The sequence below is a fragment of the Shigella sp. FJ200513 genome (assembly GCF_040495915.1).
Classification (GTDB): Bacteria; Pseudomonadota; Gammaproteobacteria; order Enterobacterales; family Enterobacteriaceae; genus ECMA0423.
In genome coordinates, this window is the sequence record NZ_JBDYCV010000215.1 from 1 (window position 1) to 2189 (window position 2189).

Consider the following 2189-nt stretch of genomic DNA (forward strand, 5'->3'; position numbering starts at 1 on the left):
CTGATGGAAATGGAAGCCACGCAAGCACCTTAAAATCACCATCATACACTAAATCAGTAAGTTGGCAGCATTACCCCCCAGACCGATACGCATTAAAATAAAGTGGCTAAAAGAATTAACCATTCCTGTTAATGCCTGCATTAATGACCAGAATATTAAGCCTGCGCCTAAAACTATTCGTGGGCCAAAGCGGTCTAGCAAAATACCGGAAGGTAGTTGTGAAAAACCATAAGACAGAGAAAATGCAGAAAGCAAAACACCAAACTCTGTCGCCGATAATCCTAACTCGCCACGAATCGCTTCGCCTGCCACGCTCAATGACGAACGGTCGAGAAAATTAACGATCCCCGCCATAAATAATAAAACCAGGGTCACTGTCTGAATACGACGAATCCGTTGCGGTTTATTACCCGCAACACTGGTTGACACATCAACGTCCATTTTTAGCTCCTTGAGCGGAATTAATCGATTTGATGACTATTCAGAAAATAATTAAGCGAACCGTTATTACCAGTTCAACAATGTGCCATCTTCCAGTCGTGCGACGGGGAGATACTCCGGGTCATACGGATATTTCGCCGCCAGTTTCTCATCGAAAGAAATACCCAGCCCCGGTTCATCGCCTGGGTGCATATAACCTTCCTCGAAGCGCCAGCTGTACGGGAAAACTTCAAGCATTTGTTCGGAATAGCCCATGTACTCCTGAACGCCAAAATTTGGTACCCATAGGTCAAAATGCAGCGCCGCCGCATGACAAACAGGCGATAAATCTGAAGGGCCATGCGAACCGGTACGTACCTGATAAAGCGATGCAAAATCGGCAATCCGCCGCATCCCGGTAATGCCGCCTGCATGGGTGATCGTCGTGCGAATATAGCCAATCAGCTGCTCTTCGATTAACTGCTTGCAGTCCCAGATACTGTTAAACACTTCACCGACCGCAATCGGCGTCACGGTATGCTGGCGAATCAGACGAAAACATTCCTGGTTCTCGGCAGGCGTCGGATCTTCCATCCAGAACAGGCGGTAATCCTCAATGCTCTTCCCAAAGCGCGCCGCTTCGATGGGGGTCAGGCGATGGTGCATGTCATGCAACAGATGTTCGTTAAAACCGAACTTATTACGCACCGCTTCGAATAACTTCGGCGTAAAATCGAGATACTTTTCTGAAGACCACAACTGCTCTTCTGGCCACAGGCCTTTGGTTGCCGGTTCATACGCCAGTCCTTTGCCCTTCGCCAGGCCATAAGTGGTTTGCATACCCGGTACACCGCACTGCACACGAATCGCCTTAAAGCCCATCTGCTGGTGCTTTGCATAGTCTTCAAGGACTTCATCAATCGTACGCCCGGTGGTGTGGCAATAAACCATCACGCCTTCACGAGAAGCACCACCAAGCAGTTGATACAATGGCATATTTGCCGCTTTAGCTTTGATATCCCACAACGCCATATCAATGGCAGAAATGGCTGACATCGTGACGGGGCCACGTCGCCAGTAAGCACCTTTATAAAAGAATTGCCAGATATCTTCGATACGGCTGGCATCGCGGCCAATTAGTTGTGGACAAAGATGATCTTTCAGATAAGAAGCGACCGACAATTCGCGACCATTTAACGTGGCATCTCCTAATCCACAAAGTCCGCTTTCAGTGGTTATTTTAAGCGTAACGAAATTACGCCCTGGGCAAGTAACAAAAACATCTGCAGCAATAATTTTCATTATTGCAATCTCCTGTGTTGTAAATAGACGTTTCAAACCTAATTTTACGCCTACTACCATACAAGAGAGAAAAAGCGATTATTCAACCGTGATCACATTAAAAACAAAAATTTCTACCGAGGAGAAAAAATACCCTCAAAAACCACCTGAATAATTAACCATTATTGTTAAAACAACACGTTGAATAATCACATAACAAACTCCATTAATCATTGAAAATGAGCACAGAAATAGAAATTAATTATATTCAATTAATTAAAATGTGTATTGCTTGATGTATTTAAAAATATTATTTTCATGGTGAGAGTGGAGGTAAAGAAGACACAATAATAAAAAGGAATGTGACAAATAATGGTTCTGGTTGGGCGTTAAATTTAAGGTCACCAGAATGCTGTAATGCCAGTCAGTTAAGCAACTGACTGGCTCTTTTTCGGGGCTGTGGGGTATTTCCAGGGCCTCTCCTTTAC

General features: G+C 44.8%; 2 protein-coding genes and 1 pseudogene. All 3 read right to left on the reverse strand.

Annotation, left to right across the window (positions count from 1 at the left end; genetic code table 11):
* Positions 1 to 75: 75 nt before the first annotated feature.
* Positions 76 to 441 (reverse strand): annotated as a pseudogene (locus ABZJ92_RS21545) (MFS transporter); the annotation flags it as partial.
* A gap of 66 nt (positions 442 to 507) precedes the next feature.
* A complete protein-coding gene (gene manD / locus ABZJ92_RS21550; protein ID WP_000690938.1) occupies positions 508 to 1722 on the reverse strand; it encodes a D-mannonate dehydratase ManD in 1215 nt (404 codons plus the stop codon).
* 255 nt (positions 1723 to 1977) lie between these two features.
* Positions 1978 to 2189: hypothetical protein (locus ABZJ92_RS21555; protein WP_250543932.1), on the reverse strand; the 212-nt coding region annotated here is incomplete at its 5' end.